37 protein-coding genes are annotated in these 26065 nt (G+C 43.1%); 36 read left to right on the top strand and 1 reads right to left on the bottom strand.

All coding sequences use genetic code 11. From position 1 onward, the window contains the following. Positions 1 to 170 precede the first annotated feature (170 nt). The 8 genes from BS614_RS11890 (at position 171) to BS614_RS11925 (ending at position 6810) form a co-directional block, all read left to right on the top strand. Positions 171 to 848: a response regulator transcription factor gene (locus tag BS614_RS11890; RefSeq protein ID WP_074094155.1), complete on the top strand. Its 678-nt coding sequence runs from the start codon at positions 171 to 173 to the stop codon at positions 846 to 848. Further along, positions 845 to 2221, top strand: coding sequence for a sensor histidine kinase (locus tag BS614_RS11895; RefSeq protein ID WP_074094157.1), 1377 nt, complete (start codon positions 845 to 847; stop codon positions 2219 to 2221). Before BS614_RS11890 ends, BS614_RS11895 begins: the two co-directional genes overlap by 4 nt. Before the next feature lie 67 nt (positions 2222 to 2288). Continuing rightward, a complete protein-coding gene (locus BS614_RS11900; protein WP_074094159.1) occupies positions 2289 to 3419 on the top strand; it encodes an ABC transporter permease in 1131 nt (376 codons plus the stop codon). Next, positions 3416 to 4093 (top strand): ABC transporter ATP-binding protein, encoded by a 678-nt coding sequence (locus BS614_RS11905; protein ID WP_074094161.1) that lies wholly within the window; start codon positions 3416 to 3418, stop codon positions 4091 to 4093. Before BS614_RS11900 ends, BS614_RS11905 begins: the two co-directional genes overlap by 4 nt. A gap of 164 nt (positions 4094 to 4257) precedes the next feature. Then, positions 4258 to 4794, top strand: a complete 537-nt coding sequence (locus BS614_RS11910; RefSeq protein ID WP_074096811.1) for an NUDIX hydrolase — start codon at positions 4258 to 4260, stop codon at positions 4792 to 4794. 59 nt (positions 4795 to 4853) lie between these two features. Further along, a complete protein-coding gene (locus BS614_RS11915) occupies positions 4854 to 5447 on the top strand; it encodes a DUF4304 domain-containing protein (protein ID WP_074094163.1) in 594 nt (197 codons plus the stop codon). Positions 5448 to 5489: 42 nt separating this feature from the next. After that, on the top strand, positions 5490 to 6497 hold the full coding sequence (locus BS614_RS11920) for a phosphotransferase (RefSeq protein ID WP_074094165.1): 1008 nt from the start codon (positions 5490 to 5492) through the stop codon (positions 6495 to 6497). Positions 6498 to 6516: 19 nt separating this feature from the next. Further along, positions 6517 to 6810, top strand: coding sequence for an RNA polymerase alpha subunit C-terminal domain-containing protein (locus BS614_RS11925; RefSeq protein WP_074094168.1), 294 nt, complete (start codon positions 6517 to 6519; stop codon positions 6808 to 6810). Positions 6811 to 6829: 19 nt separating this feature from the next. Here BS614_RS11925 and BS614_RS11930 read toward each other — a convergent pair whose 3' ends face one another. Next, positions 6830 to 7768 (bottom strand): hypothetical protein, encoded by a 939-nt coding sequence (locus BS614_RS11930; protein WP_074094170.1) that lies wholly within the window; start codon positions 7766 to 7768, stop codon positions 6830 to 6832. Positions 7769 to 8127: 359 nt separating this feature from the next. On the opposite strand from BS614_RS11930, the gene BS614_RS11935 reads away from it, so the two are divergent. The 28 genes from BS614_RS11935 to BS614_RS12070 all read left to right on the top strand — a co-directional run bounded on the left by BS614_RS11935 (position 8128) and on the right by BS614_RS12070 (position 26047). Then, positions 8128 to 8634 carry a DUF2569 domain-containing protein gene (locus tag BS614_RS11935; RefSeq protein ID WP_074094172.1) on the top strand — a complete coding sequence of 169 codons (507 nt, stop codon included), beginning with the start codon at positions 8128 to 8130 and terminating at the stop codon, positions 8632 to 8634. Between the two features lie 127 nt (positions 8635 to 8761). Further along, on the top strand, positions 8762 to 9376 hold the full coding sequence (locus BS614_RS11940; RefSeq protein WP_074094173.1) for a histidine phosphatase family protein: 615 nt from the start codon (positions 8762 to 8764) through the stop codon (positions 9374 to 9376). A gap of 145 nt (positions 9377 to 9521) precedes the next feature. Further along, positions 9522 to 10178: a pyridoxine/pyridoxamine 5'-phosphate oxidase gene (locus tag BS614_RS11945; protein WP_074094176.1), complete on the top strand. Its 657-nt coding sequence runs from the start codon at positions 9522 to 9524 to the stop codon at positions 10176 to 10178. 81 nt (positions 10179 to 10259) lie between these two features. After that, entirely contained in the window at positions 10260 to 10829 is a 570-nt protein-coding gene (locus BS614_RS11950) for a GNAT family N-acetyltransferase (protein ID WP_074094178.1), read from the top strand. 266 nt (positions 10830 to 11095) lie between these two features. After that, the gene (locus BS614_RS11955; RefSeq protein WP_074094180.1) at positions 11096 to 12052 is read left to right on the top strand and encodes a radical SAM protein; all 957 of its coding nucleotides are present in this window, start codon (positions 11096 to 11098) and stop codon (positions 12050 to 12052) included. Positions 12053 to 12481: 429 nt separating this feature from the next. After that, positions 12482 to 13495 (top strand): phosphodiester glycosidase family protein, encoded by a 1014-nt coding sequence (locus BS614_RS11960; RefSeq protein WP_210436974.1) that lies wholly within the window; start codon positions 12482 to 12484, stop codon positions 13493 to 13495. Then, positions 13492 to 14505 (top strand): bifunctional glycosyltransferase family 2/GtrA family protein, encoded by a 1014-nt coding sequence (locus tag BS614_RS11965; RefSeq protein ID WP_074094182.1) that lies wholly within the window; start codon positions 13492 to 13494, stop codon positions 14503 to 14505. The genes BS614_RS11960 and BS614_RS11965 overlap by 4 nt, the downstream gene beginning before the upstream one ends. A 126-nt stretch (positions 14506 to 14631) precedes the next feature. Next, entirely contained in the window at positions 14632 to 14892 is a 261-nt protein-coding gene (locus BS614_RS11970) for a DUF962 domain-containing protein (RefSeq protein WP_074094183.1), read from the top strand. Between the two features lie 21 nt (positions 14893 to 14913). Then, positions 14914 to 15624 (top strand): AAA family ATPase, encoded by a 711-nt coding sequence (locus BS614_RS11975; RefSeq protein ID WP_074094184.1) that lies wholly within the window; start codon positions 14914 to 14916, stop codon positions 15622 to 15624. 66 nt (positions 15625 to 15690) lie between these two features. Further along, positions 15691 to 15906, top strand: a complete 216-nt coding sequence (locus tag BS614_RS32450; RefSeq protein WP_342351889.1) for a hypothetical protein — start codon at positions 15691 to 15693, stop codon at positions 15904 to 15906. Next, positions 15869 to 16180, top strand: a complete 312-nt coding sequence (locus tag BS614_RS32455; RefSeq protein WP_342351890.1) for a cysteine hydrolase family protein — start codon at positions 15869 to 15871, stop codon at positions 16178 to 16180. The genes BS614_RS32450 and BS614_RS32455 overlap by 38 nt, the downstream gene beginning before the upstream one ends. A 32-nt stretch (positions 16181 to 16212) precedes the next feature. Further along, positions 16213 to 16449, top strand: a complete 237-nt coding sequence (locus BS614_RS11985) for a hypothetical protein (RefSeq protein ID WP_074094185.1) — start codon at positions 16213 to 16215, stop codon at positions 16447 to 16449. Between the two features lie 191 nt (positions 16450 to 16640). Beyond that, the gene (locus tag BS614_RS11990) at positions 16641 to 17162 is read left to right on the top strand and encodes a GNAT family N-acetyltransferase (RefSeq protein ID WP_244898306.1); all 522 of its coding nucleotides are present in this window, start codon (positions 16641 to 16643) and stop codon (positions 17160 to 17162) included. 24 nt (positions 17163 to 17186) lie between these two features. After that, positions 17187 to 17597 carry a hypothetical protein gene (locus tag BS614_RS11995; protein WP_074094186.1) on the top strand — a complete coding sequence of 137 codons (411 nt, stop codon included), beginning with the start codon at positions 17187 to 17189 and terminating at the stop codon, positions 17595 to 17597. Positions 17598 to 17748: 151 nt separating this feature from the next. Continuing rightward, on the top strand, positions 17749 to 18231 hold the full coding sequence (locus BS614_RS12000; protein WP_084174498.1) for a hypothetical protein: 483 nt from the start codon (positions 17749 to 17751) through the stop codon (positions 18229 to 18231). A 69-nt stretch (positions 18232 to 18300) separates the two neighbouring features. Then, positions 18301 to 18765 (top strand): NUDIX domain-containing protein, encoded by a 465-nt coding sequence (locus tag BS614_RS12005; RefSeq protein ID WP_074094187.1) that lies wholly within the window; start codon positions 18301 to 18303, stop codon positions 18763 to 18765. 42 nt (positions 18766 to 18807) lie between these two features. Further along, positions 18808 to 19185: a hypothetical protein gene (locus tag BS614_RS12010; protein ID WP_074094188.1), complete on the top strand. Its 378-nt coding sequence runs from the start codon at positions 18808 to 18810 to the stop codon at positions 19183 to 19185. A gap of 378 nt (positions 19186 to 19563) precedes the next feature. Further along, on the top strand, positions 19564 to 19887 hold the full coding sequence (locus BS614_RS12020) for a hypothetical protein (protein WP_074094190.1): 324 nt from the start codon (positions 19564 to 19566) through the stop codon (positions 19885 to 19887). Positions 19888 to 20048: 161 nt separating this feature from the next. Next, positions 20049 to 20531 (top strand): GNAT family N-acetyltransferase, encoded by a 483-nt coding sequence (locus tag BS614_RS12025; protein WP_074096815.1) that lies wholly within the window; start codon positions 20049 to 20051, stop codon positions 20529 to 20531. A gap of 12 nt (positions 20532 to 20543) precedes the next feature. Then, positions 20544 to 21047: a DUF4188 domain-containing protein gene (locus tag BS614_RS12030; protein ID WP_074094191.1), complete on the top strand. Its 504-nt coding sequence runs from the start codon at positions 20544 to 20546 to the stop codon at positions 21045 to 21047. A 25-nt stretch (positions 21048 to 21072) separates the two neighbouring features. Continuing rightward, complete coding sequence (locus tag BS614_RS12035; RefSeq protein WP_074094192.1) at positions 21073 to 21573, top strand: hypothetical protein; 501 nt, start codon at positions 21073 to 21075, stop codon at positions 21571 to 21573. Positions 21574 to 21749: 176 nt separating this feature from the next. Beyond that, on the top strand, positions 21750 to 22148 hold the full coding sequence (locus BS614_RS12040) for a hypothetical protein (protein WP_074094193.1): 399 nt from the start codon (positions 21750 to 21752) through the stop codon (positions 22146 to 22148). A gap of 77 nt (positions 22149 to 22225) precedes the next feature. Next, positions 22226 to 22618 (top strand): hypothetical protein, encoded by a 393-nt coding sequence (locus tag BS614_RS12045; protein WP_074094194.1) that lies wholly within the window; start codon positions 22226 to 22228, stop codon positions 22616 to 22618. Between the two features lie 5 nt (positions 22619 to 22623). Further along, positions 22624 to 22971 carry a hypothetical protein gene (locus tag BS614_RS12050; RefSeq protein WP_074094195.1) on the top strand — a complete coding sequence of 116 codons (348 nt, stop codon included), beginning with the start codon at positions 22624 to 22626 and terminating at the stop codon, positions 22969 to 22971. 275 nt (positions 22972 to 23246) lie between these two features. Next, positions 23247 to 23756: a hypothetical protein gene (locus BS614_RS12055; protein WP_074094196.1), complete on the top strand. Its 510-nt coding sequence runs from the start codon at positions 23247 to 23249 to the stop codon at positions 23754 to 23756. 68 nt (positions 23757 to 23824) lie between these two features. Then, complete coding sequence (locus tag BS614_RS12060) at positions 23825 to 24664, top strand: P-loop NTPase family protein (protein WP_074094197.1); 840 nt, start codon at positions 23825 to 23827, stop codon at positions 24662 to 24664. A gap of 188 nt (positions 24665 to 24852) precedes the next feature. Then, a complete protein-coding gene (locus BS614_RS12065) occupies positions 24853 to 25350 on the top strand; it encodes a YcxB family protein (RefSeq protein ID WP_074094198.1) in 498 nt (165 codons plus the stop codon). 127 nt (positions 25351 to 25477) lie between these two features. Continuing rightward, a complete protein-coding gene (locus tag BS614_RS12070) occupies positions 25478 to 26047 on the top strand; it encodes a histidine phosphatase family protein (RefSeq protein ID WP_074094199.1) in 570 nt (189 codons plus the stop codon). Positions 26048 to 26065: the final 18 nt, after the last annotated feature.

The following is a 26065-nucleotide window of genomic DNA, read 5'->3' on the forward strand; positions in this document are numbered from 1 at the left end:
TGGTTTTATTATAGTTGCGCCTCATAATAGTGTCAACCAGATTCATGGAAATATAAACATGGCCGCGGTATTTCCGGGAATGTGTGCTGGCGAATCAGATTGCTTTTATGCTACCATCTGTGCAGGATCAAAGTGAGATGTACTCGTTACATAGAAGGGCGGACAACCATATGAAACATCTGCTGCTGGCAGACGATGATGTTAATATTCGAGCACTCCTGCGGCATGTCATGACCAAGGAAGGGTATCGGGTACATGAAGCGCAGGACGGACTGGAAGCGGTCAAACTGATGCAAGAAACACCGATCGATCTGGCAATCCTCGATGTGATGATGCCCGGCATGGACGGACTGGAGTTATGTGATTACATTCGGCAGCATTACGACATTCCAATTATGTTGCTGACGGCACGAGATCAGCTATCCGACAAGCGAGACGGTTATCTGAAAGGAACGGATGAATATGTGACCAAGCCGTTTGAACCTGAAGAACTGGTCTACCGTGTGAAGGCGTTATTTCGTCGGTACCATCGCACATCCAGCGATATCATCCGCATGAACCGGATCGTCATTGATCGTAACAATGTGGAGGTTACCGACGGGCAATCCATTCTCTTTTTGCCAATGAAGGAATTTGAATTACTCTCACAGCTTGCCCAGTTCCCGGGCCGTTTGTTCTCGCGGGATGAGCTCATTCGGCTCGTTTGGGGAGCAGACTACGAAGGAGATGACCGTACCGTTGATGTGCACATTAAGCGGCTGCGTGATCGTTTTGCCGATTATACGGACGATTTTGTCATTCAGACTGTGCGGGGCATTGGTTACAAGATGGAGGTGAAAGCACCTTGAGGACCTTGTACGTCCGGGTATTCCTCATTACGATTGCGGTGATTATGGTCAGCGGCATGCTCGGTTTTCTTTTGTCCAACATCTACTATCATACAAAGCTAAAGGATTTCAATGATGAGAAGCTGGTGGGCATCGCGATGCAAATGAAGCAATTTGTGGAACAGCAACCCGGTACAATGGAGGATTATCTGAACAATGCTGCCGATCTTGGATACGAAATCTATGTGACGGATGGAAAAGGCAACGACCAATTCTACGGCCGCGAATACCGTGAGAAAGATCTGGACAAGCAAGCTGTAGAACTGGTACTGAATGGAGAGGTATACCATGGCGTCGCCCAGTTTCCAAGTAAACCGTTCATTACCGGTTTCTTCGATAATCAATTAAGTAACACCGTGGGTGTTCATCTGCAACTGGGCAATACCAATTACGCTCTCTTTATGCGCCCGGATGTAATTCTGCAATTCGGTGAGTTGCGAATCTTTTTTGCGCTGATTGGAGCATTTACGGTGGGCATTAGTATTCTAATCTTTCTCATTAGCACTCGTTATCTGGTCACTCCGATTGAACGTCTGTCCGAGGCGACCAAACGGATTGCACAAGGAAAATATAATTTAAAATTACCTACCGCCCGGCGTGACGAGATTGGGCAATTGGCCCAGCATTTCATGACCATGAGTCGTGAATTGGAGAGGGTCGATCAGGCGCGGCAGCAGTTTGTATCCAACGTATCGCATGAGATTCAATCACCGCTGACCTCGATTCAGGGTTTTGCCCAATTGGTGGCGGATCGGGATCTGCCTGAACAGGAGCGGGAGCACTATGCATCGATCATTGAGGAAGAGAGTCGTCATCTCTCCTTGCTCAGTAAACAACTACTTCTCCTGTCTTCCCTTGAGCAAGGCAACGAAGATCTGTCCAAAGTAAAGTTCTCTTTGCGAGATCAGTTCCGGCAAGCGGTTCAGGTACTGCAATGGCAATTGGAAGAAAAAGAACTGTTGCTTCGGATTTCGGTACCCGAATCCATCCAGCTAGTCGGTAATGAAGTGCTGCTCATGCAAGTTTGGATGAATCTACTGGGCAATGCGGTGAACCATCTACCACAGGGAAGAAGCATTGAGATTCATGCCGAGCAGACAGATAACCAGTGTGTGATTCAGATTCGGGATACAGGAGACGGAATTGCTGCGGAGCATCTGCCTTTCCTGTTCGATCGATTCTATCGGGTGGATCGTGCGCGGGAACGTTCTTCTGGACGAACCGGGCTTGGACTTGCCATTGTGCAGAAAATTATCCGAATTCATGACGGTACAATCGAGGTTTCCAGTTCACCTGAGGGTACGATCTTTACCGTGACACTTCCGCAGATGTAATCTGTTATTCATTTGCCGTTCATTTTCGCCTCCTATACTTGGGTTATCAAGAGGGAGGTCACAGAACATGTACTTGGCTATTCGGGAAATGAGGTATGCCAAAGGGCGGTATGCCTTAATTGCTACAATCATGGTGCTGGTTTCATTTCTGGTACTGTTTGTTACAGGTCTTGCACAGGGGCTGGCGTATGATAACGCAGCTTCGGTCAAAAATATGGCAGCAACCCATTTTGTGCTGGAACAGGATTCGAATCATCGGTTTACCCGGTCACAAGTGGATCAGGATCAGCTTAATCAAGCTCGCTCCGTAGTGGGGCAAGAGAACGTTGAGCCACTCGGTGTGAAAATGACAACTGTCAGTCCAACGGGCGACACAAAAAAGATCGATGTCACGCTGTTCATGGTTAATCCGGAAGGTTGGCTTGCTCCAACCGTTACCGAAGGAACTCCGATTACTGATCAGACAAACGGACAGGTTGTGGTAGATCATAAGTTAGCTGAATCCGGTGTGACGATTGGTACCGTTCTGGTCGATCAAGCTACAGGAACGGAATGGACCGTTGGTGGATTTGTACAAAATGAGTCCTTCAGTCACTCCCCGGTGGTATTCCTGAATGAACAGGAATGGCTCGCACTCCAGGGAAGTTCACGAACTTCGCAAGGTTCAGCAGACACCAATGCCAATGCTCCGATTTACAATGCCATTGCTATCAAGGATGGGGGCGAGCAGGTAGACGGACTGAGTGCTGCAATGCCTAATACGGAAGTCATAACGAAGTCGGATGCCGTATCGGCCATCCCTGGATATAAGGAAGAGCAGGGATCGTTGCTCATGATGATTGCTTTTCTATATGTCATCTCGGCGTTTGTGCTTGCGGTATTCTTCTATGTCATCACGATTCAGAAAACGAGTCAGTTCGGCATATTGAAAGCCATCGGAACACGGAATGCTTATCTGGCGGGTAGTGTTTCGTTACAAGTCTTGGTTCTGTCGGTTGGCAGTCTGGTGATTAGCGTACTATTGGTTCGACTGTTCGAGTCCATTCTTCCTGCATCGATGCCGTTTCAATTAGGCTTGTCCACCCTTGCTCTGACCTGTGTGTTATTCATACTCATGTCTGTGGCGGGTTCGTTATTCTCGGTGTGGAAGGTTACCAAAATTGATGCACTTGATGCGATTGGGAGGACAGCAGCATGAGAAACCGATTGGTATTAAAGGGAATTACACAGACCTTTGAAGATGGCGGTAGCAGACGGACGATTCTGGACAAGTTGGACCTTGAGGTTGCTGAAGGGGAACTTGTGGCTGTGATGGGGCCTTCCGGTTCGGGAAAAAGTACATTCCTGTCCATTGCTGGTGCACTTCTTGAACCAACGGAAGGACAGGTTTTGCTGGACGGAGCGAGTGTTATGGGCAAAAGCAAACAGGATATATCCGATGTACGACTTCAGCAACTCGGGTTTATATTTCAAAGTGCCAACCTCATTCCTTTTCTGAAAGTAGAAGAACAACTCATGGTGGTCGCAAAGCTCGCCGGAACGGATAAAAACAAGGCGGAGAAGCGAGTGAATGAGCTGCTGGATACGGTAGGCTTGACCCATCGGCGGAAGGCGTATGCGGAGAAGCTGTCTGGCGGAGAACGTCAGCGGGTCGCCATTGCACGGGCGTTGATGAACGATCCGGCTGTTCTGCTCGCGGATGAACCAACAGCCAGCCTGGATGCGGAACGTGGGCTGGATATTGTCAGCATGATTGCACGGCTCGTGAAAGAGCAGGGCAAGAGTGCAGTGATGGTTACGCATGATGAGCGAGTTTTGCCGCTCTGCAGCCGGGTTCTTTTTTTGGAAAAGGGAAAGCTGGTACAGCATTAGAAGGAGCATGGTCTGTAAGTCTGGGGACAATATTGATCCAGGGCTTAAGGGCAGAGAGTATAAGAAGAGGGTCACGTATTCCCGGTGGGAAGGTGGCCTTTTTTCTTTGTTTGCGACTATAATTGGAAGAATAGTGGATTTTACACAGAGAGGAACAGATGCAGATGAGCAACTTAAATGCAGAACAATTCCCGGCACTGAGTACGTCGATTCATTGGGGGATTATTGAGGCAGAGTTCAGATTAAACGACATCGTGGATGAAAAGCTGGTGAGTAATATTAGCATCATTCCATTTGTCGGGGATCAATGTGTTGTTTTCCAACTGGATAATGGAGACTGGGAGCTGCCCGGAGGCACGCTTGAAGCAGGTGAGCAGTATATGGATGGACTGAAGCGCGAACTGATGGAGGAACTTGGGGCAGAAATGCGTTCCTATCAGATTTTTGGACAATTCCACTGTATATCCAGTGCGTTGGAACCGTATCGACCACATATCCCGCATCCCCATTTTGTACGAATCATCGGATATGGAGACGTTGAACTTGTCGGTGATCCGCTGAATCCGGAAGATGGCGAGCAGGTGGTTGCGGTGGAAGTGGTAGAGATTGATGAAGCGATCCGAAGATTCCGGGAACAGAACAGACATGACATTGCAGAGATGTACAAACTGGCTCATATGCTACGAGAAGAAGCTAAATAGTGTTTTTATAAAATTGAACAAGCATGATTCTGCAAACTTTGCCTTGGGAGTGATATCTAATGCAGGAACTTTTTAAGAAGATCATCAATACAGAAGTCAAACCCTTATTTGCCAAACACGGCTATTCCAAGAAAAATCTGAATTTCTACAAAGCGGATGGAAACCTCGCATACAAGTTCAACATTAAAAGAGCAAAGTATAACACCAGTCGTCAAGTCCAGTTTTATGTTAATTGTGGTGTTCATTCCACCGAACTTGCGGAGTTGCATTCCGTTGGATTGAATGGAGACATATTGGAGTTCGTATCTCATTTAACCTGCCGAATCAGAGAAATAGCCCCTGCCGCTCCGGCCCACTATACCTTAACGCCTGATATCGATCCAGACGCTTTATCGAAAGAACTGGTGTCACATTTGGAAGAGGGCATGTCATTCTTACACTCGCTGACAGGGGCCAGAGATATAGTCCATTATTATATGGATAAGACAGCGCTACATTTAAGCGAAGTAACCTTCCGCTTCCTGCTAAAAGCCGGCGATACGGAAGAAGCCAAGCATTATTTACAGCAACTGCACGCCAAATACGGAGCCGAAAAGCGCTGGACGATATTAGAAAAGAAATACGCAGCCGTTTTTGCCGAGTACGGAATGTAAGCTTTGCTCAAGACAAATAGCCAAAATGAAAGGGGATAACATATGAACGATACTCAATATAATTTAAATTTTGAGAAACTGTGTAATGAATTACAGCTTGGTGATTTGATTAGTTCGCCCAAACCGATTTCAGGTGGACTTCTTCATCGAATGTACGCCATTGAAACCACGCAAGCTAATTATGCAGTTAAGGCATTGAATCCCCAGATCATGATAAGACCTGCTGCTGTGCAAAATTATATTGATTCAGAAAAAATCGCAAGCGTGGCAGCTGAACATATCCGTGCTCAACCTGCAAAAAGGTTAAAGGGTGCTTCTATGCATAACATTGATAATCAATTCTATCTAATTTTTGATTGGATTGAGGGGCAACGCTTGGAACAAGATGAAGTTACTATCAATAACAGTTCTCTGATGGGAACGATCCTTGCAGATATCCATAAAACGGATTTTAGACAACTAGAATTGGATAGTTCACAGGCGACTAATTCTAAAAAAATAGATTGGATGTTTTATCTGAACAAAGGAAGAAATGAGAATTCGGAATGGATTAAGATTTTGGATTCCACTATGGATAAGCTGAATGAGTGGAGCATGAAAGCTAAGAATTCATCTTCCATGCTAGCATCCGATAGTGTTATTAGTCACAGAGATCTGGAGCCTAAGAATGTGATGTGGAGAGAAGACATACCTATTATTATAGATTGGGAATCGGCAGGTTATATTAATCCAATGCATGATCTGGTAGAAACAGCTGTTTATTGGTCAGTAGATAGCTCTGGAAGTATAAACGAGGAAAAGTTCTTAGCTTTTATAGGTGGATATAAGAAGCGAGTGGGGAGTCTAACAGCCAATTGGGAAGTGGTTCTGGATATTGGTTTTGCTGGAAAGTTGGACTGGCTCGAGTATAGTCTTAAAAGGTCACTGCGGATTGAATGTACGGACATAGAGGAACAGTTATTAGGAACATCACAAGTCATTAGAACTTTAGAGGCTTTGAAACAATACGAAAATATGATCTCAGATATAAAGAACTGGTTGAATACTTAATCCAGGAGGGGATGCCCACATGACAAACGATAAAGGAACACTCAAAACATGCGAAAAAGGACATTCATATTATAAAAAAAGTGATTGCCCAACCTGTCCAACGTGCGAAGCTGAACGTAAACCGACAGAGGGATTTCTAACCTTGTTGTCAGCTCCCGCCAGACGTGCCTTGGAGAATGAAGGGATTACAACACTACAGCAACTTGCAGAGTACACGGAGAAAGAAATCCTGATGCTGCATGGAATCGGGCCATCTGCCATGCCTAAACTGCGGAACGCATTGGAAGAAGAGGGATTATCTTTTAAGAAATAACCCTCTTCAATCCTACCATTTAATCCAAACCTGAAGTAATCTCCTCGATGGTTACCTGGTACAACAGGTTACCTTCACTCAGTAGCAGACGATGTTGGCGAAAATCCTGCCGTGCCTGCTTGAAGGGCTGACCATCTTCATTTAGCAAATCAATCTTCTGCCCATTGCTCAATCTACCGGGTTTCTCCATTTTTTTAAGCACAAACGTTCCATGTTTACCGTACCCGGCATCAAACAAGAAATGATAACCATCCGTGCTGAAGCCCGAGGAACCGGAGATGTCTGGATTCATGAATGTAACGTCGGGTTCACTGGTTCCCCCTGAGATACAACCGAGTTCAAAATCGGTATAGAAGTAGAACCAGACCTGCTTCTCATTCACCACATTGAGTGCGTAACAATCTGCAATGTCAGCTGCGCGGTTTTCGTACACTTTATTACCGAGCTCATCCCAGGCCAACAGACCGTTTGATCCGATTGGATCGCTCCATCCGTAGTTACCAAATACCCCTTCATCGAAGTAACTGGTCCAGATCGTTCCCTTCTCTGTGACCTGTACACTTTGGATACCGTCTCCCAACAGAAACTCGCGAATTGTATTTCCGTCCAGATCACACACTTTGGCATTCAGATCAAACTTTTCATTTCCGTAATTCGCACATCGTGCTCCGACGAGCAGCAGATGATCATGTAATGGTTGTACGTAATGATAATTGAACGTCTGTCCCCAGATGACAACTTCCTCGATAGTTTGATCTGTCACAATAAGCACTTTGTACGTATAGCTTTGCTTCAATTTACTTTGGACGAACATACCTCGCTCTCTTTCCGGGATCTGATTCATCAACAGCACATAGACAAGGCCATCACCGCCCCACTGGGTGGAAACGATATCGAAGCCCTCGACATAATTTGAAATATCGGCAAAAGGCAAAAGTTTTACTTTAGGATTGGGCATATCCATATCCTCCTTTGTAGTCAAATGCAGAGTCACCACCTGCATCTGTATAAGAGGATTATGACGTACGTGTACTTTGCTGAACATGGTGGAAGTATAGCGAAGGTCTTCTTTGGCTTTCATAGTGTATGAGTACGATGTTTTAAAATGGCTGCTTCGTACTTGACACTCGTAGTACAATAAGGAAGTTGTGTAAAATTCTATATAAAATAAGGATGGAGAGGTACCTATAAGGAGAGTGTGAGAGTACATACAACGCACGTAAAGTAGGGTGAAAGATTTATCCGTAGATTCAATTGGCAATATTACAAGGAAGACTCATCTCAGAAAGACAAAACTGATTAAGGAAGTGTTACTAAGTGGAACCACATATTCAAGAGCAAAAGACAGACTACCGTCCACTAGGCGTATCGGGCTTAGGTGGTTGGCTGATTCTCACCCAGATTGGATTATTTCTTACGGTGATTTTCCTGGCGATCCAATTGGTTCTGTATTGTTTGCCCATGCTTACAACAGAGACTTGGGGGCTGCTAACTTCGGAGCAATCTGAATATTATCACCCGTTATGGGGACCGGTCGTTATTTTTGAAACAGTATATAACACGCTCTTTTTAGTGTTTGGTATTTATACGATCATTGCTTTTTATAGCAAAAAATCGATCTTTCCTCGTCTTATGATCATATTTTATAGTGTCAGTCTAGCCGTTAGTATCATTGATTATCTATTGTTGCTTCAGATTCCGATGGCGAGAGAACTTGAGGATGGAAACTCGTTAAGAGATATTGGCAAGTCGGTACTTACTTGTGCCATCTGGATTCCTTATTTTATCAAATCAGAGCGAGTTCATAACACATTTGTAAGATAAATGGTAAGCAGGAAATACCCGATCTTGGATAGAAGCTATCTGAGGTCGGGTTTATTGTATATATGCCGGGCTAGTCATACAGTGTAAAGGTTATTGTTTATCATAGAAGTGAAAAGGAGGAGAGATCTTGAAAATTTATCTGGTAAGGCATGGGATGGATGAGGAAGGGTATCGAGGCGGATGGAGTGATCGTGGACTTACGGAACAGGGAATCAATCAATCCAGAAGACTGGGAGAGCATTTGCATCATCATGCTGACGAGTACAACATACATACGATTATTAGCAGTGATCTTCCTCGTGCAGTGCAGACTACACGGGAAATTGAGAAACAATTAAACATGCAGGCAATTTTAATGAAAGAATGGCGGGAGATGAATAACGGAGATTTGGCAGGCATGCTCCATAAGGATGCTGAAGAACATTACCCAGGGGTTTATTTCAACACTCTTGAGATGGATTCGCCTTTTCCGGGAGGAGAAAGTCCAAGGGATTTTTATAACCGGATAAGCATATCTTTCGAGAATCTTCTTAGAGATATAGAGGAACAAACCGTCAAGTCCAATGTTCTGTTAATGACTCACGGCGGCGTGATTAATATTCTGTATTATCTGCTTGAGAAGAGGGAATGGAGCAATAAGTCCAGTTTTTATCCCATGGACAACACCAGTGTACATACCGTTGAAAAGGGAAGGCATGGTTGGAAACTTAGCAACGCAAATGTGTTGAGTCATCTAGATTAGTCGTTTGATATGTCTAACGGAATGGGTGAACCACGGATGCTCTTGGGTATTTATTTTGAAGAAGACAATGATCTGCTTACATGGGAAGCGGAGAGTAAAGGATAAAAAATAAACGGATAGTTAATTAAAAGAAGGAGGCGATGGCATGACTGATCAACCCATTGAACTGCTACAACATTTGAAGTCTTTATCTGGACCATTTCCTACGTGGGATATGGGGCAGTTGCCGGAGCGGCCAGGGAAGCTATTCTTGGATTGGTTGAGAGTGGCGATTGAGAACGAAGTGAAAGAACCTCATGCCATGACGATCTCGACCGTGGATCACGACGGTTACCCTGATGCGCGGGTGTTGATTTTGAAAAACGTAATCGACGAAACGTTTTATTTTGCCTCCAGTTCGGAGAGTCGAAAAGGGCAGCAGTTGAAGGAGAATCCTCATGTCGCTCTGACATTCTACTGGCCTTCCCTTGGAAGACAGATTCGGATAAGGGGAATTGCCGAGGATCGGGGAGATGAAGCGGGTGCTAATGATTTCCGCAAACGTTCAGCTGGAGCAAGAGCAGTTGCTATGACAGGACATCAGAGTGAGGTTTTGGATAGCGAGGAAGTGTTGGATAGTTCCATTGAAGCTCAGAAGGAAAAGATAAGACGTGACCCCAGTGTTGTTACACCTCATTGGCGTTTATATGCCGTGAATGCACAAGAGGTGGAATTTTGGCAGGGAGATTCGGAGCGCAAGCATGTACGAGTCCGATATTCGATGCAAGATGGGCAGTGGAATACACTCAGGTTGTGGCCTTAATTTTAGAACAGATGAGTCAGGCAATATGAAGCGAGCTACTGTGTGTTTCTTTTTCCTAACAATCTGAGGGGGGATAAATCTATGAAAAGAATTGAAAGTTTCTTCGAACCATTTCCCGTGTTGGAAACCGAACGGACGTTACTCCGACCTCTTACCTCTGATGATCTGGATGATATGTATAGTTATTGCGTTGTACCAGCTGTATCGGAGTTCACCACTTGGGACGCGCATCAGAGCATAGAAGACACCAAAGCTTTTTTGGATTTTGTCATGAGTCGCTATGAGACGGATCTAATAGGCCCATGGGGGATTGAAGATAAACACACCAAGAGGCTGATTGGTAGTTGTAACTATCTAGGATGTGACAGCGATAACAGGAGAGTTGAGCTGGGATATGTATTATCTGATCAATTTTGGAATCAAGGCTACATGACCGAGGTAGTGAAACGAATCATCCAATTTGGATTTGACGAAGTGGGGCTCGAGCGAATCCAGGCCAGATGTTTAGTGGAAAACACAGGTTCTGCCAAGGTCATGGAGAAGGCAGGCATGCAATTCGAAGGTGTGCTAAGGAAATACATGAAGGTGAAAAATGAACTTCAGGATCTGAAGATGTATGCTATCGTAAAAGAAGACTTCTACTCGTGTTGAATAAGAACGTGTTATTGAAAAGTCGTGTGTCATTTATCATGCTGGCGAGCCATGGATTTTCCTATAATCCTTAATTTATCAATTGTCTAATTCAATAATCATATGCCAAGCTCTGGCCCATTCCCGATCATTGAGGAGATGGGTTTTGTTTTTTTTTTTTCAGCAAGCAACGTACATAATGTCATATCGTGAACTTGGTGCCTTCCGCTATAATTTTCAAGTTATCCAAACGTGGATAGAATGAAGGAACCAGGAGGTACAACGAATTGATAGCCAAAAACAAATATAAATCACTTGAACTGGAGTCCCCGGGCGTATATGAGCTGGAAGGGCTTGAAGTGGGAGTGACATCGAACTGCAATTATAAATGTGACTACTGCTGCGCCTACAATCGGGATGATGGAACATGTATTGATAATCAGGAAGTCATCCGTATTATTCGTGAGCTGCCTCGTCTCAAGCGAGTGCGATTGTCCGGAGGAGAAGTAACACTGAAATACCAGGATTGCCTGGAGATTGTGACGTACTGTGCAGCACATGGCATTGATACACAATTGAATAGTAATGCTAGTCTGCTCACCGAAGAACGGATTCTTGCGTTGCGTGATGCAGGCTTGTCCAACATTCATATCTCGTTCAATTATACGGATGCGGAGTCGTATGCTGCGTACTACCGTGTGCATCCTCGCATGTATGAAAGGTTGGAGCAGAATATCCGTTTGTGTACGGAAGCCGGTGTGGAGACGGTATTGGAAACGTTGCTGTTTGAAGGTAACCAAGCGAACATGCAGGCCATTAGCGATAAGGTGTATGATCTGGGTGTGCGCATCCATGAGATCCAGAACAGTATTAAAATGCCGCATACCAATTGGAGTCAGATTGTATCCAGAGAGTCCCTCATTCGATCTGTAACGGAGCTGATAGAACATAAAAAACCAGACACAACGCTCTATTTTACCTGTATGGATCGATTCGCTGAACAGTTGAATTTGCGTGAACAACCCGGCGTGTATTTCTCGAATTGTGTGGATGGCACGAAACAGCTACACCTGCACGGTAATGGGGATATTCTCATCTGTGAGTTATGCCATCCTGTCGTGATTGGCAACATTTATAACGGAACGTCGTTGAAGGATATCTATGCCCAGCAGCCACCGGCGTTAACGGAATTTTTGGAAAAGCGGCCTTGTCCCGCATACGATGCTCTTTTTGCAGACGCATAACAGGAAGACCTGTTGAAGATATGTGATATGAATGTTGAACGAAATATGTACACGATAACAGTGACATTTAGGGTTCTATAGATTAAAAAATCAAGGTGATCTGATTTCCTTAATAGGAAAACGGATCACCTTTTTTGATTGAACTATTCGTTTACATAAAAACGGAGAGGACAGAAAAAACCTGAAAAAGCGAAGCGTTCGCCTGAAAGCTTTCTGAAAGAAAGCTGCATCGGAAGCATACGCTATCCCCGGATTTTCCCCTTTAGAAAAGGGAATCAAAAAATCTGGGCGTAACAGCGATTGGAGGGTTGTTCTGTCATCGTAGTGTCAGTGCGAATATTCTTTAGTTCAATTCGTGTGGTTTCAGATTCATTTAAGCTACCCGGCCTAATATGGCCTTAAGAACTTAGATGAAGAGGTGAGCTTCACATGATGAAGATTGATGAGAAACCAACCCGGAAAGACCCACATAAACGACCGATCTCTCCAATAAAGCGCAGATGGCTCATCATCACACTTGTCATCGTGCTTGCATTAGGTGGAATCTTGTACAGTTTGGCTGACCGTTACCTGATCCGGCACGTGCAGGTGGTTGTAGCGGATGGGAACACGGCAACGGCAACAACGAACAACGCGAATGATTCCAGCAATACTTCGACCACTACGACGGAAGTCAATGCAACATCAGATGATTGGAATTATTCGAGTGATGATATGAAAGTCAATATTGAAAAGGTACAGACTGGTTCTGGCTCGGATCAGATTACGTATTATGTCGCTGATGTTCAGCTAACGGATGCAAGCAGCCTGCAAACCGCGCTAGCGGACAACAGCTTTGGAACGAACATTACCGAAAATACGTCAGAGATTGCTGCTGCCAACAATGCGATTTTTGCCATTAACGGTGATTACTACGGATTCCGCGATGATGGTGTCATTATTCGAAATGGAACGTTGTATCGGGACAGCCCCACGCGGGATGCACTTGCCCTGTTCAACGACGGAACGATGAAAACATATAACGAGAACGAAATTTCTTCCTCGGAACTGCTAGCCGAAGGCACCACCAATACACTATCCTTTGGGCCTATTCTGATCCAGGATGGGGAGATTGTCAGTGATTTTAGCAATGTGAAAATCGATAACAACTTTGGCAACCGCTCCATCCAGGATGCGAATCCAAGAACTGCGATCGGCATGATTGCTCCGAATCATTACGTCTTTATGGTGGTGGACGGACGGCAGGAAGACAGCCGAGGCATGACCTTGGCAGAACTGGCGGATGTCATGAAAGGTCTGGGAGCAACCGAAGCCTACAACTTGGACGGCGGGGGTTCATCCACGATGTATTTTATGGGCAGAGTTGTCAATAATCCGCTGGGGCGTAATCAGGAACGTGGCGTAAGTGACATTTTATATCTGACGGAGGGACAAGGATCATGACGATATTAATTCCATCATATGAACCCGATGTGCGTTTACTGAATCTCGTTTTGCAACTGCAAACCTTTAAACTTGGACCCATTGTGATTGTGGATGATGGCAGTGGCCCCGGTTACCGTGGAATTTTTGAAACGGCAGAAGCGTATGGCTGTAAGGTCCTGACACATCCCGTCAATCTGGGTAAGGGCAGGGCGTTGAAGACAGGCTTCCAATATATTAAGGAATACGGACCTCAGGGTGGTGTCGTGTGCGCAGATAGTGATGGACAGCATCTGCCACATGATATTAAGCGTATCTTCGAAGTATTGCTTGCACAAACGACACCAGGAATTGTACTCGGCAGCCGTCACTTCAGTGGTAAAATTCCAGCACGCAGCCGTTTTGGCAACACCGTCACACGGGCGGTCTTTTCCCTCACAACAGGTACCAAAGTATATGACACGCAGACGGGTCTACGCGGTTTTCCTTACTCCATGCTGGACTGGCTGAACCAGATTCCGGGGGATCGGTTTGAATACGAGATGAACATGTTGTTAACAGCACACAAGGAAGGGTATGAGATTACGGAAGAGTTTATTGATACAGTATATCTGGATCACAATGAGTCCTCCCATTTCCGCCCGCTGGTCGATTCATTCCGGATCTATATGCCCATTCTGATGTTCAGCACATCTTCGGTGCTGTCCGCTCTAATTGATTTTGGATTACTGTTCGTCATTCAGTATTTCACGCATAATCTATTTCTGTCGGTTGTCGCAGCAAGACTGTGCAGCTCCATCTTCAACTATACGATTAATCGGAAGTATGTGTTTTCCACAGGACGAACCTCGAAGATTCGGCAATCTTTGCCCAAATACTTCTCACTTGTCCTACTGGTACTGCTATTAAACTATGGTTTACTGTATTTTTATAATGAAAAACTAATTATCCCGCTGCTCGCAGCCAAGCTATTGACCGAGGTGTCCATCTTCCTGTTCAGCTATTGGGCGCAGCGCAGATTTGTCTATTAACCCTGAAGAGAGAGTAAGCCTATGGCTTGCTCTTTTTTGGTTGACACGGTTTCATATGACCCGTTAATAGGTTACGATGGATTGGGAAATAAGGAGCCTTATTATAGGTGAAATGGATGTGGGCTGATGTTGAATCGTGTGCGCAAGGACTTGCGTTATTACCTTCAGGAGCATCAGGATCGGAACAACCTCATTTTGCATTATTTCGCGTTTTTATCGGCCTTTGTGGCATGGATTTTTTTGTTTATTGTTATTAAAGTCACGCTGCTACTCGCTGTCATCCATTACGTTTTATCCTGGATTGGGCACTTCTATTATGAAGGCAATAAACCCGCAGCTTTTCGTTATCCTCATAATTGTAAATATTCTTTAGTTAAACTTATATAAAATAAATGTGGGAGGATGATTATGTATCTTCGAAGTGTGGAACTCATGTCGGCCAAGATTGAGAATCGGAACCAATATCCTTTTGACATCCCCGCGATCCGGTCCTTGGAACGATTGGAATTCACGAATAACGTTACTTTTTTTGTAGGTGAAAATGGTTCAGGGAAATCTACGCTGCTGGAAGGCATCGCTCATCAATGTGGATTCAATACCGCAGGGGGCGGCAGGAATAATACCTATGAGACACATGCTTCGGAATCCTCACTCGGGAATTATCTCAGGCTGGCATGGTTGCCCAAAATAACGAATGGCTTCTTCATGCGCTCTGAATCGTTCTATCAATTCGCATCACATGTCGATGAGATGCCGGCGTCGCTTCAATATTATGGCGGGCGTTCATTACATGAACAATCACATGGGGAGTCTTTTCTCAGTCTGTTCGTCAATCGCTTCAGTTCCAAAGGCATCTATCTGCTTGACGAGCCCGAAGCCGCTTTGTCTCCAGCTAGGCAGCTCTCCTTATTGCGTATCCTTCATGATCTGTCAGGCACTTCACAATTCATTATTGCGACGCATTCACCCATTTTGCTGGGATATCCGGGGGCAGAGATTTTAAGTTTTGACGATAGCCATATTCAAGAGATAGCCTATGAGGAGACAGATCACTATCAGATTACCCGCAGCTTTCTGGAGAACCGCGACCGGATGCTGAATGAATTATTTAAAGATTAAGTTCTCAGTTTAACAAGGGAAGTTACTCAACCATGGGCGTGAAATTTATTTATGAGGAGAGATTGGATGAAAGTAGGTTTGCTGATTGTTGATATGCAGGAGAGTATTGTGCGGAAAAAGATGGACCAGACTTCGATAGACCATGCCTGTGAGTACATTAACCATGTGGCTAATGTGCTGCGCTCGAATGATCATACGGTCGTTCACGTGCAGGATGTGGAGGGCATGGAGGAGGCAGTGTCAGATGAGTATCGCATCATACCCCGAGGTGGATGTGAATGAGAAGGATCTCACCGTTACCAAGGAAGCCTCCAATGCCTTCTGGCAGACCGATTTGGAGCAGGTGTTGAAGAGTCATGGAGTTGAATTGGTGATCATCGCCGGTTTTGCCGCAGAGGAATGTGTTCTATTCACCTACAACGGAGCGATGGAGCGAGGTTTCCGGCCGGTGATGTTGCAAAATGGAATTCTTAGCACACATCCCGAAGCAGTGACTTCAACGTACAGAGATCGCAATGTGATCTCATATCCTGTGGTTGATTATCTGATTCAATAAGTGTTGGCTACATGCCAGTGGAGGTGATGGTTATGAACGTGCTTAACGTTGCTTTTGTCCTATTGATCTCATTGGCAGGAGTTGTTTTCGGTTTTCAGGGGTTGAAGAAAAAATCTCCAGTCATGATGTATATCAGTGTAATATTTATTTTCGTTCCTATACTTCTTTTCATGGATTGGTTGACGTTCTTACCTTTTATCGCTCCCGCAGCGCTTGCCAGTGGATATCTGGTGAAAAATAAAGACAAGACCAATAATCGGACTCTTTAGGGAGTCTTTTTTTGTCCAAATGTTCATGTCCACTGTGAAAGTAAGGTTACTCCATGGTTTAAACCAAACTTTGCCTATATCTGCTGTGGTTGAAAGAATATATTGAGAACAGGGCACAGCAAACTCGTTGTGGAGATCGGTAATGTCATGTATGGACCACTAGCCAACTCATTAACTAAGGGAGATGTGCAATGAAGATGAATGTACAAATTACGAGTATTTTGGCAGAACAAAAGGAATTGTTCCTCAACCTGTACAACTTGTACTTATATGATCTGTCCGAATTTTCTGGCGAGGATCTACTTGAAGAGGGGAAATATGATCCAACGAACACCTATCTATATCTGGAACGCGATGAATTACATCCGTTTTTGATTCAGTATGAAGGAAAGGTTATTGGATTCGTACTGGTCTGCTCCCCTCCATATGTGCCGGAAGGTGTGGATTATACCGTGCAAGAGCTGTTCCTGGTCAAAAAATATCGCGGACAGGGGCTGGCAGCCCAAGCGATTGACTTGGTTTTTGCTCAATTTGAGGGTACATTTAAAGTGGAACAGCTTGCTAATAATGCGGCAGCAATTTCGTTCTGGAAAAAATATTATGAGCAACATCAGATTGAATATACTGAGTCTGCATATAACATTGAAATTGACAATATCGCTGGCAGCCACCGAATTTTGTCTCAGACTTTTGTGCGTGAAAGAGAGACATAATATTTAAATTAGAAGGTGATTAGTATGTTCATTATCGTAGCAACCAAGGGGAGTTTGAAGTGGGTCTCAGGTGTATTTCAGGCAGAAGATGTAGCTAGACAGTACATGGATCTCATACCCGAGGAGCTTAAGGGATACCAGAAATTCATTCAGATAGAGAATATCACATATCCATTTTATATTATAGAGCGTCAGGATTCTCCATTTAGGTTTCTTGGTAAAGATGAAGTGATTTCACTTTTTGATAAAACAGAAGTGTCAGAGGATGAAGATGAGGTGCACTTCAATATCTACACGATTGATTCAGATTATAGATCGAACAAACCTGGAACAGATTATATGGGAGCACTGAGGCATGATCATGTGACCAATGAATCTATAGAGATGTACCGTGAAGAAGGAACAGCTTTTCTGAGTGAACGAAGGATTTTTTGAATGTAAGGAAGATTTTATCACGGTCCTATTTTGCTTCTCCTGCGTTGGGAAGTTGGATAGGATCTTTTTTGATTTCCATTTACCAATACATGGGTTATGATGAATTAAGAGGAGTCTATGGGAGTGGCATGTAAGGGGGAAGTACGTAGATATGCCAAAGCATCATTTTGTTATCGAAAACAAATCGCAAGTAGACGGGAATATTCATACTTCCTACTCATGGGATTCACATGGAATGATACATAAAAGTGGATTAACCACAGAGAATCATGCGACCTTGGAAGACGAATTCATTGCGTACATCTATGATTCCCTTTGCTGGTTGGATACATGGAATCCATCTACCTGTATGAGATGTAGTGGGCTGAACAACTATGGAATAACCGTGATTGAAGAGCAGAGTGTTTTGTTGAAGTTTCATCAACTGATTCAGGCCTGGATTGATCTATTCAGCCATGCGACGGATCCGATTGTTCTAACAGGGAATTACGGTTTTGATGGAGAAGAACAGAAGGGCTGTTACGAGAAACTCGTGTACAACAAAGTTGAATTAATCAACGAATTACATAAGCTTGCGAACATGGCAAAGTATGCTGAGGTAAATGGGAAATGCATTGTGCATTTTGGTATATAAATCATTAGGAAAGTTTCCTGATTAAAATTGTGAACTGTTGAAGTAATCCAACAGAGAGGAGCAAGAATAATGACTAGTCGTATTGTAGTTACGGGTGGAGCTATTATTCGAGATCATATGGGGAGAGTTCTGCTGCAAAAGAGATCAGATTATGAAGATTGGGGATTACCCGGTGGTGGTATGGAGCCAGGTGAACGAATCGAAGAAACCATGATTAGAGAAGTAAAAGAGGAAACAGGGCTTGAGGTGAGTTCTTATGAATTGGCCTCCATATACACGGGCGAGAGGATGCACTATACGTATCCGGATGGAAATGAAGTAGTATTTGTAATGTTTTTATTTGACGTTATTGCGGAATTGGAAGGAAAACTATGTGATGATCAGGTAACTCTTTTATTTGAAGATGAACAAAAGGAGTCATTACAGCTTGTTTTTAAAAGACTGGATGAGATTGATATTTCCACAATTAACAATGTGCAGAAGCCTATATTCGTAGACTTGAAGCAAGGAGAGTCTAAATTGCTACGCGAGTGAAAGCGTTGATAGAGTAGCTCAAAATGAATAGAGGTTAGATTGATGAAAAACATGGAATTAATTCAACCTTTTATTCCAGCATTTTCTGTTCAAAATTTGGAGTGGGTTGCTGGGTTGAATCTGTATATAAAACAAGACAAATATTATGAAAATATTTCGATAGCAGATATTACATTTTTGATAAAATTCTCCAATGTTACATATGAATTATTTTTTAGATTCACTAATATTGAAAGTTTTCATTATAAGCCTCATGGTGTTCTAGTTCAGATAAGTGGGTTTAATATTAAAGATCTGAAAGACCACGGATATCATCCGATGAAATATTACGTTGAAGACTATGAGGACGGAATATTAGGATTTTATTGTGAGGATATTGAATTGATACATGTGCAAGAGAGTGAGCACTTAGCTTTGTAAATCATAGAACATCATAGTTGAGCCTTTTAATAAAGAAAGGAGTTTTTATATTGCCTTGGCCGATGGTACATTTTGCAATTGCATCCGAGTTGATATCCGAGCCATCCCCTGAATTGTTATTGGGAAGCCTCGCTCCAGATTCCATCCATGTAAGAACTAATCTTCGTACCGAAAAGGCAAAAACCCACCTCATGCCAGAGGCAGGAAGATTTGCAACAGACGAAGAACTTAAAGACTTTTTTGAAACCCAAAAGAAGTTAGCTTATAGTGATCCCAAATTCATGCAATATCTGTGCGGTTACATAGCCCATCTATACGGATCGCGTGTGGACATTCGATATTTATCCTGCATATGAAGTTCATCCCAATGGAAGAAGCGTGTATACACAGGATGTCACGAAGCTGGAGTTTATGATTTTACGGAATTGGAACAAGGCCAACGATTGGTTAAGTGAGCTGAAAGAGGGTAGAGCATTTGATTTAGGTGGATTGCTGGAATCTGAGGTGTATCAGTATAGGGGAGAGAAACTGGCGTTTTTAGCTGACCCTGACAACGAACCTTTGGGTGATTTAAATATATCCATGGAAGCTATGGAAGAGTTCATACATAAAACGGCGTTAGCGCTAAAAGAATTGTATACAAAATGGAATGTGTATACAGATTTACATGAAAGGAGACCCTATCATGCAAAAAAACAATAATAGAACTATCTGATTTGATGAAGAAGTATCCCAAGAGTGCAGCATTTTTATTATCTATCGTTGTGTTAAATTTGGTTTATACCTTTGGCAGGGATATCGGGGTGTGGCTTTACCACCTGACTCAGTAGAAGATAATTGTAATGAAAGGAGAGGGTCTGGAAATGGAAAACTCAATTCGGTTGGCTCTTTATCACGAGCAATATGACCAAGATTTGGATGATTTCACTCTAAGAGGAGATCAGCTTCAGTTTACAGCAATGCCTGCGGATGTGATTGATGAAGCTATTCAAAATCCGGACAAAGACCCGATGGTTATCCTTCATGAAGAGAAACCTGTTGGATTCTTTATATTACATAAAAATTCTGAATACGTTGAAGATAAAGATGCATCTCATACCATACTGATACGCGCTCTATCCATTTCGATGGAACACCAAGGAAACGGGTATGCGAAAGCAGCAATGAAGGCATTGCCTGAATTCGTTCTCCAGCTCTATCGGGAGATTGATGAGATTATTTTGGCGGTAAATGAAAGAAATATTGCGGCACAGCAGTTATATCTGAAATTAGGTTTTCTCGACAGAGGCGTTCGAAAGATGGGCATCCATGGTCAGCAATTAATCTTGCATAATAGAATCACATAAAGGAGGAGTGACTTGCCGAATATATATAAAGGAAGATATTCAGCTAAGATTGAGGGAGAATTTGTTGTTTTTATCATTGGAATGAGGATCAATCGTCTGTGGGCTATACATAAATGGTTGCCTGTCTTTAAGTCCATGGGCCCGATGATTAAAGAACTCTATATGAATCCGGAAACCGGATTTCTGAGTACAGAGTATTTTATAAGCTGGCGTGGGGTGACACTACTCCAATACTGGCGCTCTTACGATGAATTGGAGAGATACGCACGGGGCGGATTACACTTGGAAGCTTGGAAAAAATTCAACCGATCCATTGGTACTGACGGAACAGTAGGGATCTATCATGAAACATACAAAGCGCAGTCAGGTTCCTTCGAGACCATATACGCCAACATGCCCAAATTCGGATTAGCTAAAGCGTCTGAACATGTGCCTTCGACAGGGAAGATGGAGACATCCAGACGCAGAATGGGCGGAGAGAATGACCCGGCAGTGGAACCAGCAGACAATCCTTAAAGTGGTGACAAGAAAGGAGCATGTTATGAAGGCTAAACTTCGACCAGAAGATATATATTCAAAGCAACTTAGCTGGCTGTGTATTGAACCGATGCTTGTTTCGGTACGGGGCAGAGATATGGCAACCAAAACAGAGATATACCGCAAGTTACACGAAGGGCAACAAGCTTTATTTCTGTTCTATTCCTATCATAATCACACGAAGAGTCTGGCAGAATTTTATTGGTTTTCGGCATATAACATCATTGAGATCAAGAGTTGGAATGGAATTAAAAATGGGATGCACTTTTTTCATTTAGATGAGATGGTGAATGTACTGGGACAGATTGAATGCCTGATTACGGACAAAAACAGAGTGGGTGAAGAGTGGCGTGAGGTGTTAGCAACGGATCTGGATAAGGACCCGATCTTGCTTCAGAGAACAGAGGGATTATATGCGACCTATCAGACCGTGGCGCAAGCAGCTATTGCACACATGAACGAGATAATCCTGCAAAATCAGGAGATGTATCTGGAGGTTGAATAAGGCTAATATCAAAATAGATGCATAGAGGGCTACTCATGAGTGAGTAGTTCTTTTTATTATGTACGAGAAGAAAACTCGTGCTGCACATCATCGCTTTTTATTTTTATGCTAGAATGGATAGCAGGAAAAGAGCGGAAGAATTAAATAACATTCTCAAGTAGGTAAGGGGAACAATTATGAACGAGGAAGAACTGTTGCAGTTGTACGGATTGGAACCTGATGAGGTAAACCGGGAGGCCATCCGACAACTGCTTCACCAAGAGATGGAGAACCGAAACTTAGAGGATAACGAAGTTCTGAAACTGTTGTGCATCATGTTATTCTGTATTGGAAATGTAGAGGACACTGAACTGATCTGGCAGGCCAAACAAAAGAATCAGGATACGGGCAGTTATATTGATGTGCAGTTATTATGTGGTGCGGGATATGAGCGGACCTTATTTTATCTAGAAAATATGGACGGGGGGCAGGCACATGAGGAGTTGCTTTACCTTAAACAGTGCGAGCCGTATGATTTTGTTGATTTCTCCAAAGTGCATTGGGTCTCGGACTATAAACGATATTACGGTGTTTAATATACGATCATATGGGATGAGATGATTCATAGGCAGGGGATAAACGAGCTAGCAGACATACTGGAAGGAGGGGTACTATGCAAAGTTTGCATGACAACATCATATTAAGCTACGAAGTTGATTTAGAGAACAAAAGAATCAGGATGCGCACTTGTTCGAGTCATGATGTACCGAAAAATATGGATGTCTTATTCTCTGATGTAATGGCCCATGCGTTCGATACACCGCTGCATGGCAGCATTATTTTGGATCTGGATGATTGGGATATAGAGCATTTTATCCCTTATAATCGCGAGTTGTTAGAATCGGGGATGGGTCAGGGGTGGCCTGTCAGTTATAATTCCTATGACGAATTGCAAATCCGGCTGATCGAGGAGAAATACAAGTATATGGTGATCTCATCCTCGTATGGATTGAGTGGTTGGGTTTTGGCAAAGAACGTAGAGATTTCTGTTCAAGAAACGGGGTGAACGGGATGGAGCGTGAGAACACGCAGCATGGTATCAAGAGGGGTGCAGGACTTGGAACGGGCATTATTGTGCTTGTTGTTTTGTTCGTTATTCTAGTAATGACCAATCCAAACGAAGAAGATTTTGTTGCATGGCTCGTAAGTGAACATGACATCCATTCTTCGTATGATGTGATTGAAGGCAGGACGTTTACGCAGACGATCAACAGTGAGGAAAAGAAACTTCATTATACAAGTGGACATATACGGCATATGGGGATCTTTTCAACATATGATTACCATTTTACGGACAATGAAGAAAAAGAGATCCAGATTGAAGCGATCGGCATAATGAATATGCTATTTAATAGATAGCTAGATTGATTGTGGACAGTTACAAAAGTTGAGTGAAAGTTCTGCTGATAACCACGCTCTTTGCATGATGTAACTCTTGCAGAGAAGCGTGGTTTTTGCGTGTAATGTGATAGAAACAGAGATGGTTTACTTCGTTTATTCGCAAATTCCACATTATGGGTTATGATGTACCTTGAGAGAAAATTTTACATACATAGGAAGTCTTCATTTTAAATAAAAGGCATTTAAGGTTTTTACTAGGGGAGTATTATCCATGATTGAATGGAGGACTGACTATGACCAAGTTAAACGTAGTTTCATTATTATTTCTACTTCTGGTGGCCTGTCAGAACAAGGGAAACACTGACGATGCACAGCAATTAATAGACTCCTCACCCTTAAATGTCACAGAAAAAGAGACACAACAGGATGAAGAAATATCGACATCCCAGGAGACGGAAGACATCCCACCAGAGTACCTCGATGAAACAAACTATACCGGTGACAAATTGGAAATCGTCAAACTTATGAATGCACGTATACGTTATTTATACGAAAAGGATGAAAAAGCATATATGAGTTTGATTGATCCTAAATCTCCTATATCGGGCATGGGAAGATACAAAGTTCTCAAGGTTACTTCCATGAGCGACATAACTATACAGGAGCAAAGGAAGCTCTATCAGGCAGTGGTGATAGTTAACGAGTTAAATGAGAACGACGAAGAGTATAGCAATACGATGGTGTTTTGGAAAAAGAAAGAAGATGGCGATTCTGCGCAATGGGTTATTGCAGATATTGATTAATAGCATCGTGTCTGACACATGGAAGATCTATATCTTCACATTCACAGAACATAAAGGATGATGTAATAATGGCTAGACGCTTAGTACTTATTGAAGGATTACCGGGTTCAGGCAAGTCAACGGTTGCCCAAATGGTATCCGAAATTTTAAAGGGACAGGGCAAGGAGGTACAACTATTTCAAGAAGGCAACCTGGATCACCCTGCCGATTATGAAGGTGTTGCTTTTTATCATACTGGAGACTTCGGGACCCTATTAACCAAGCATGAAAAATACAGAGAGGTTCTGGAAAGCAATGCGATTGTCCATGATCAAGGTTTCCTGATTCCTTATCGTAAGATGAAAGAACAATGGGGAATAGAGCTTTCCGATCACCTTCTACAGGATATTTTCAGCCGAGATATTTACGAAATTCCTTTTGAGCAAAATGTTAAACTGATCACCGAGAAGTGGCGAGATTTCACCCAAAACGTGTTAAGCACGAATGATGACTGCATCACGATATTTGAGTGTTGTTTTATCCAGAATCCACTAACCATGGGCCTCGTAAAGTGCAATCAATCCAAAGAGCAGAACGTGCAGTATGTATTGGAACTGGGGCGTATCATTCATGATCTGAATCCGCTTCTCATCTATATCGACCAGAAAGATATATCCTATACCTTTGAAAAGGCAGTTAGTGAAAGACCAAAAGAATGGTCAGAAGGTTTTATTGACTACTATACGAATCAGGGTCTTGGGCAAGCACAGGGTTATAAGGGTATTGAAGGTACGGTACAGGTTTTGCAGGAAAGAAAGAATCTGGAGTCCAAAATCTATGGGTTACTTCAGATGGATAAGGTCTGGCTGGATAATTCGGATTATGACCGCGAGGTTTGTAGGCGCAAACTAGAAAAGATTCTGGAGTAACCTTACGAAGCTAAGAACATCGAGAGTAGGTGAACAAAACAACATGAAAAAAAGGTTATTTGAACTTGTGAATGAAGTCGAAGATGAAGTGACCTTTAACCCGTGGAAGAGATGTGCTCAGATCATGTATATGGGCAAGATTTATGAGTAAATTGATAGCGAATAACGAGTGGAGGAAAAAAGAAAACATGATGCATATTAAGCTGACAGAAGAAGATTACTGGGAAATGAACAAATTTGCGATGTTTAAACTTTATGGGAAAGGTATGCTGATTGCTGTATGTGTGCTGCCTGTGGCCATAGCCATCATATTTAGACAACTGGATTTTTCATGGGTACAAGCCATTATTGCTGCGCTGCTCTGCAGTACATTTGTCAATGTTATGACTTACATAAGAACCAAAAGGAAAATCAAGAAATTGGCACGTGAGAGCAAAGGGATACTGGGTGATCATCAGCTTGAAATCTCAGAGCAGGAGATTCGCTGGAGCAATGAAATGACTTCAGGTGCAACGCAGTGGAAAGGTTTGGAGAGCTTCAATGAGACAAATAATTATTTCTTTATTTTCATTAATAAGGCAAGTGCGCATGTGATTCCGAAACGCTCTTTTGAAACGGAGGCAAAAGCAGTTCAGTTTGCAGAACAGGTCAGAACATATATGAAGACTGCTCATCATAATACATAACGGACTGCAGATAACAATAATATATCGTATTAACAAAATCACAACAAATTTAACTTCCGTGTGGCAGATATTGAGTAACCTTAATGACGTGAAGTTCATCCAATATTATATAGAGGGATAGGTGCCTATGGACATTACATTTATTCGTCATGGTCATGGCGAACACTTGATGGATTACCCAAACCAATTAAATTGTCTGCATCCTGGCCTCACTGAATTGGGGAAAAGTCAGGTCATAGCTTTGCGTAAACAAGTGGTTTTTGCGCCTGAAGACGTCATTTTGATTAGTCCAACGAAACGTACTATTGAAACAGCACAACTCCTAACTCCTAACAAAAATCTTGTGTTCTTCAGCCCGCTGGTTGGCCCAAGAATGTTTCCTCAAAATCCAGAGTTTGTACCTTTCGTCTGCGATCAGATCTATTCCAAGGAAGAACTCAGCCATCAGTATACTGACATAAGAATGCTTGATTTGGGTTTGGATTGTTGGAAAGAAAGTATTAATCAGATGGATGCACATCGATTCAAGAAATTAGCTGAACAGCTTCTTGAATGGTGCAGGCAACAGAGCGGCAATACGTTTATCATTTCCCATGATGGTACGATATCGAACTACAGGATGTTACTCGGAGAAGAAGGGTTAACCAAAAGTGATTTTCTTGGTGAAGCAGGGCAGTACACAATCCGAAACGTTTAACGATTAAAGGAGATTCCG

It is taken from the genome of Paenibacillus xylanexedens (assembly GCF_001908275.1).
In the GTDB taxonomy this organism is placed as follows: Bacteria; Bacillota; Bacilli; order Paenibacillales; family Paenibacillaceae; genus Paenibacillus; species Paenibacillus xylanexedens_A.

Coding starts and splice junctions, on each gene's coding strand:
- BS614_RS11960 (WP_210436974.1), top strand. CDS start 12,482: ATGATGAAGATTGATGAGAAACCAACCCGGAAAGACCCACATAAACGA.
- BS614_RS12005 (WP_074094187.1), top strand. CDS start 18,301: ATGACTAGTCGTATTGTAGTTACGGGTGGAGCTATTATTCGAGATCAT.
- BS614_RS11985 (WP_074094185.1), top strand. CDS start 16,213: ATGAACGTGCTTAACGTTGCTTTTGTCCTATTGATCTCATTGGCAGGA.
- BS614_RS11915 (WP_074094163.1), top strand. CDS start 4,854: ATGCAGGAACTTTTTAAGAAGATCATCAATACAGAAGTCAAACCCTTA.
- BS614_RS11910 (WP_074096811.1), top strand. CDS start 4,258: ATGAGCAACTTAAATGCAGAACAATTCCCGGCACTGAGTACGTCGATT.
- BS614_RS12025 (WP_074096815.1), top strand. CDS start 20,049: ATGGAAAACTCAATTCGGTTGGCTCTTTATCACGAGCAATATGACCAA.
- BS614_RS12055 (WP_074094196.1), top strand. CDS start 23,247: ATGACCAAGTTAAACGTAGTTTCATTATTATTTCTACTTCTGGTGGCC.
- BS614_RS12050 (WP_074094195.1), top strand. CDS start 22,624: ATGGAGCGTGAGAACACGCAGCATGGTATCAAGAGGGGTGCAGGACTT.
- BS614_RS11995 (WP_074094186.1), top strand. CDS start 17,187: ATGTTCATTATCGTAGCAACCAAGGGGAGTTTGAAGTGGGTCTCAGGT.
- BS614_RS11920 (WP_074094165.1), top strand. CDS start 5,490: ATGAACGATACTCAATATAATTTAAATTTTGAGAAACTGTGTAATGAA.
- BS614_RS12070 (WP_074094199.1), top strand. CDS start 25,478: ATGGACATTACATTTATTCGTCATGGTCATGGCGAACACTTGATGGAT.
- BS614_RS11925 (WP_074094168.1), top strand. CDS start 6,517: ATGACAAACGATAAAGGAACACTCAAAACATGCGAAAAAGGACATTCA.
- BS614_RS11945 (WP_074094176.1), top strand. CDS start 9,522: ATGACTGATCAACCCATTGAACTGCTACAACATTTGAAGTCTTTATCT.
- BS614_RS12065 (WP_074094198.1), top strand. CDS start 24,853: ATGATGCATATTAAGCTGACAGAAGAAGATTACTGGGAAATGAACAAA.
- BS614_RS11890 (WP_074094155.1), top strand. CDS start 171: ATGAAACATCTGCTGCTGGCAGACGATGATGTTAATATTCGAGCACTC.
- BS614_RS11930 (WP_074094170.1), bottom strand. CDS start 7,768: ATGCCCAATCCTAAAGTAAAACTTTTGCCTTTTGCCGATATTTCAAAT.
- BS614_RS11950 (WP_074094178.1), top strand. CDS start 10,260: ATGAAAAGAATTGAAAGTTTCTTCGAACCATTTCCCGTGTTGGAAACC.
- BS614_RS11990 (WP_244898306.1), top strand. CDS start 16,641: ATGAAGATGAATGTACAAATTACGAGTATTTTGGCAGAACAAAAGGAA.
- BS614_RS12045 (WP_074094194.1), top strand. CDS start 22,226: ATGCAAAGTTTGCATGACAACATCATATTAAGCTACGAAGTTGATTTA.
- BS614_RS11975 (WP_074094184.1), top strand. CDS start 14,914: ATGTATCTTCGAAGTGTGGAACTCATGTCGGCCAAGATTGAGAATCGG.
- BS614_RS12035 (WP_074094192.1), top strand. CDS start 21,073: ATGAAGGCTAAACTTCGACCAGAAGATATATATTCAAAGCAACTTAGC.
- BS614_RS32455 (WP_342351890.1), top strand. CDS start 15,869: ATGAGTATCGCATCATACCCCGAGGTGGATGTGAATGAGAAGGATCTC.
- BS614_RS11900 (WP_074094159.1), top strand. CDS start 2,289: ATGTACTTGGCTATTCGGGAAATGAGGTATGCCAAAGGGCGGTATGCC.
- BS614_RS32450 (WP_342351889.1), top strand. CDS start 15,691: ATGAAAGTAGGTTTGCTGATTGTTGATATGCAGGAGAGTATTGTGCGG.
- BS614_RS12040 (WP_074094193.1), top strand. CDS start 21,750: ATGAACGAGGAAGAACTGTTGCAGTTGTACGGATTGGAACCTGATGAG.
- BS614_RS12060 (WP_074094197.1), top strand. CDS start 23,825: ATGGCTAGACGCTTAGTACTTATTGAAGGATTACCGGGTTCAGGCAAG.
- BS614_RS12000 (WP_084174498.1), top strand. CDS start 17,749: ATGCCAAAGCATCATTTTGTTATCGAAAACAAATCGCAAGTAGACGGG.
- BS614_RS11970 (WP_074094183.1), top strand. CDS start 14,632: ATGTTGAATCGTGTGCGCAAGGACTTGCGTTATTACCTTCAGGAGCAT.
- BS614_RS11965 (WP_074094182.1), top strand. CDS start 13,492: ATGACGATATTAATTCCATCATATGAACCCGATGTGCGTTTACTGAAT.
- BS614_RS11905 (WP_074094161.1), top strand. CDS start 3,416: ATGAGAAACCGATTGGTATTAAAGGGAATTACACAGACCTTTGAAGAT.
- BS614_RS12010 (WP_074094188.1), top strand. CDS start 18,808: ATGAAAAACATGGAATTAATTCAACCTTTTATTCCAGCATTTTCTGTT.